A 3435-nucleotide genomic window follows, 5' to 3' on the forward strand; every position below is an offset into this window, starting at 1 on the left:
TCATCAGACTGATTGAATAAGAAATCCAGTTTATCGATGGATTCCTGAGAAATTTCTCTTTCCAATAATTCTTTCACCACACCTTCTTTCCCGATTTTATCAAGCTTATCAAGAGCAACTGTAAAATCAATAAGTTTATCTGTAATTCCGGCATATTCTGCTAAACCGGAAAGGATTTTCCTGTTATTGACATGAATCGTTACCGGAACTTTCAGATCGGAAAACGATTTTAAATACAGCTGAACCAGCTCCACTTCTTGGAAAAGGCTTTCACTTCCCACCACATCCGCATCACACTGGTAAAATTCCCTGAATCTTCCTTTCTGTGGACGATCCGCTCTCCAAACCGGCTGAATCTGGTACCGTTTGAATGGAAAGGTAAGCTGATTGTGATTCATGGCCACAAATCTTGCAAAAGGTACGGTAAGGTCATAACGAAGAGCTTTATCTGAAATCTGGGAGGTTAGCTTCTGATGGTTTTTATTTTCCCAGTCATCCTGATTTACTTTAGAAGTATAATCCCCTGAATTCAGGATTTTAAAGATCAGGCGGTCTCCTTCTTCTCCGTATTTCCCCGTCAATGTAGAAAGATTTTCAAAGCTAGGCGTTTCCAATGGCTGAAATCCGAACAATTCGAAATTCTTCTGCAAAGTATTGATGATGTATCTTCTTCTGGAAACTTCTAATGATGTAAAATCTCTCGTCCCTTTTGCTAAACTTGGCTTCATTTGTTGTATGTCATTTTGATAAACGCAAAAATAAGGAATTGAAAGGACTTTAATACAGGTTTTCATATTAAAAAAGCCGGAAAACAAATCTCCGGCCTTATTCAATCATTTGTGTTCTAACCTATTCACACGTTTTCGAGTATTTCCAGGATCTCTTCTCCGTAATTTTCTATTTTATGCTTTCCAAAGCCTTTAATATCTAGTAATTCTTCTTTTCTGGCTGGTTTATATTTTGCCACGGACATTAATTCTTTATTGCTCGCTATAAAATAAGTGGGAAGATTCTGCTCTTTAGCTTTTTCCGCTCTCCATAGCTTTAAGGCTTGCAAAATTTGTTCTTCGTCAACGGTCAATGTGTCATTTTCAGCAGAATACTTTATGCTTTTAGACTCTTTAACGCTAGCTACAACTTTCAACTCTTCGTAATACAGAAGAACAGACCAGTAGTTATCATTGTTGACAAAAGCTGTTTCCACTTTAATAATCTCATGATTTCCGAGGAAATCATCCAGTGATTTCTGATCTTTGTGCAGAAAATCACCGGATAATCTTATGGTAAATATTTTTGTTTTCATCATTTGTCATTTTATAATCCAAATTTATTTACCTCCCAGAAGCAGAATCTCATCCACTTTTATTTCGGTAATGTATTTCTTCACTCCGTCTTTATCGTCATACGATCTGTACGTAAGTTTTCCCTCTATGGCAATCTCTTTTCCTTTCGGAACATATTTCTGAAAGATTTCCGCAACTTTTCCAAAAGCTACCAGATTGTGCCATTGCGTTTCTTCCACCTTTTCGCCTTTCGCATTGGTGTAATAATCGCTGGTTGCTAAAGACACGCTTGCTTTTACATTTCCGTTATCGAAGTTGACCATTTCTACTTCTTTTCCTGTGTAACCGATTAATGTTACTTTGTTTCTTAGTGACATAACTTTAATTTTTTTGATTAATATTCAGATATGAGACGTTCACTGTTTTCTCAAATCTCTGTTGCAAATTTGGCTGCCTTTTGATAGTCAAGTCGGTATAAAACTATTTAAATTCATTTGTAGTCGTTTACAAACGAATAATTCCGTATCTTTGGTAAAATCAGAACAATGAAAAAGGATATTAGCATTTTTGAGTTTCCTTTCAATCTGGGACTTACCAAAAAAGAGCATGAGATAGAACCGGGTGTCAGAAAACTTCCTGAATGGCTGAGAAAATTCGGACTTCATCAGGAAATAAATCCAAAGAATACATTCAGATTAGAAAGTCCGGAATATGCAATGGATTTTGATAAGGAAATTGGTGTTAAAAATCCTTATGCAATTATTGAATATGCCCAAAAGCAATCTGAACTTATTCTCAAAAATTACAATAAAGATATTTTTCATCTGATGTTAGGCGGAGATTGCAGTATTTTGATTGGAAGTGCTCTTGCTTTAAAAAAACTGGGAAACTTCGGTTTATTTTATCTCGACGGACATACGGATTATATTCCGCCGAAACTTTCTCCAAGCGGAGGTGTTGCCGGAATGGATCTGGCTATTGTTTCAGGACTCGGACATGAAAAACTAACCAATATTAATCTTCTTAAGCCTTATTTTTCAGAAGAGAATATTTTCTGTGTCGGAAATGCCGAAACGGATGATGAAGAATATGTAAAACAGATCATGAATTCCGGCATCCATTATTTTGATTTGTATAGCCTAAGAAAGAACGGTTTCAGAAAAACTTCTGAAGACTTTCTGAAAATGATAGAAGAAAAGAACCTGGATGGATTTTTTATCCATTTTGATGTGGATGTTCTGAAAGACGAGATTATGCCTGCTGTAGACAGCAGAATGGAAGACGGCATTGATTATGCTGATCTCCAAAATATTTTAAAACCTTTGATTGAACATAAAAAGTGTTTCGGGATGGAAATCACTATTCTGGACCCTGACTATGATCCGGACGGAAAGTTCACCCAACCATTTGTTAATAATCTAATACAACTACTCAAATAAAGAAGAATTCATGAAGAAGACCATTAAAAGAACGTTCAGAGTTTCCAAATATGTGATCTATAAAGAAACCCTTGTTGATTACAAGGAACATTTCTGGTCATTCCTGGGAGCATTTTTCGGAATCGGGATTATTGCTTTTATACAGTCCCATACATTATCCGCAACGGAAAATATATTCCTGATCGGTTCTTTCGGGGCATCAAGTGTTTTGATCTATGGAGCCATTCAAAGTCCGTTGGCACAGCCCAGAAATCTTGTTGGTGGCCATGTGATTTCCGCTCTTGTAGGTGTCACTGTGTATCAGATCGTTCCTGATATTATCTGGCTTTCCGCACCTTTAGCGGTAGCTTTCTCGATTGTCCTGATGCAATATACCAAAACTTTGCATCCGCCGGGAGGCGCCACAGCTTTGATTGCCGTAAGCTCAACGGGAAAAATACCGGAACTGGGATTTTGGTATGTTGTTTCGCCGGTTCTTTCGGGCTGTATCATTCTTTTGTTAGTTGCATTATTTTTCAACAATATTACGCCGAACAGAAGCTATCCTACTCATACCAGATTGATGAGATTACTAAAGAAAAAACACCTGCACAAAATGAAAAAAGGAAAATTATGAATTGTCTTGAATGTGGCGAAAAAATCATCGGCCGGTCAGATAAAAAATTCTGCAACGACGCCTGCCGAAATGCCTATAACAACAAGCAGAATAAAGA

At 37.0% G+C, this 3435-nt stretch carries 5 protein-coding genes and 1 pseudogene; 3 read left to right on the forward strand and 3 right to left on the reverse strand.

Going from position 1 to position 3435, the window contains the following annotated elements; all coding sequences use genetic code 11:
• The 3 genes from ACGHIN_RS16930 to ACGHIN_RS16940 form a co-directional block, all read right to left on the reverse strand.
• On the reverse strand, nucleotides 1–728 hold a 728-nt coding region (locus ACGHIN_RS16930), incomplete at its 3' end, for an ATP phosphoribosyltransferase regulatory subunit (protein WP_390456301.1).
• A 125-nt stretch (nucleotides 729–853) separates the two neighbouring features.
• Entirely contained in the window at nucleotides 854–1303 is a 450-nt protein-coding gene (locus ACGHIN_RS16935) for an HRDC domain-containing protein (RefSeq protein WP_390456304.1), read from the reverse strand.
• Between the two features lie 24 nt (nucleotides 1304–1327).
• Nucleotides 1328–1660: a single-stranded DNA-binding protein gene (locus ACGHIN_RS16940; RefSeq protein ID WP_390456306.1), complete on the reverse strand. Its 333-nt coding sequence runs from the start codon at nucleotides 1658–1660 to the stop codon at nucleotides 1328–1330.
• Nucleotides 1661–1828: 168 nt separating this feature from the next.
• Between ACGHIN_RS16940 and ACGHIN_RS16945 the strand changes: the two genes are divergently transcribed.
• The 3 genes and pseudogenes from ACGHIN_RS16945 to ACGHIN_RS16955 all read left to right on the forward strand — a co-directional run.
• Nucleotides 1829–2722, forward strand: a complete 894-nt coding sequence (locus ACGHIN_RS16945) for an arginase family protein (protein WP_390456309.1) — start codon at nucleotides 1829–1831, stop codon at nucleotides 2720–2722.
• A gap of 10 nt (nucleotides 2723–2732) precedes the next feature.
• Nucleotides 2733–3338, forward strand: a complete 606-nt coding sequence (locus ACGHIN_RS16950) for an HPP family protein (protein WP_390456312.1) — start codon at nucleotides 2733–2735, stop codon at nucleotides 3336–3338.
• Nucleotides 3335–3435: pseudogene (locus ACGHIN_RS16955) on the forward strand (DUF2116 family Zn-ribbon domain-containing protein); the annotation flags it as partial. The gene ACGHIN_RS16950 and the pseudogene ACGHIN_RS16955, both read left to right, overlap by 4 nt.

It is taken from the genome of Chryseobacterium barbadense, from assembly GCF_042849955.1.
Lineage (GTDB): Bacteria > Bacteroidota > Bacteroidia > Flavobacteriales > Weeksellaceae > Chryseobacterium.

What these genes read in the sequence shown, in the direction of transcription:
- ACGHIN_RS16935 (WP_390456304.1), bottom strand. Translation starts at nt 1,303, where the DNA reads ATGAAAACAAAAATATTTACCATAAGATTATCCGGTGATTTTCTGCAC.
- ACGHIN_RS16940 (WP_390456306.1), bottom strand. Translation starts at nt 1,660, where the DNA reads ATGTCACTAAGAAACAAAGTAACATTAATCGGTTACACAGGAAAAGAA.
- ACGHIN_RS16945 (WP_390456309.1), top strand. Translation starts at nt 1,829, where the DNA reads ATGAAAAAGGATATTAGCATTTTTGAGTTTCCTTTCAATCTGGGACTT.
- ACGHIN_RS16950 (WP_390456312.1), top strand. Translation starts at nt 2,733, where the DNA reads ATGAAGAAGACCATTAAAAGAACGTTCAGAGTTTCCAAATATGTGATC.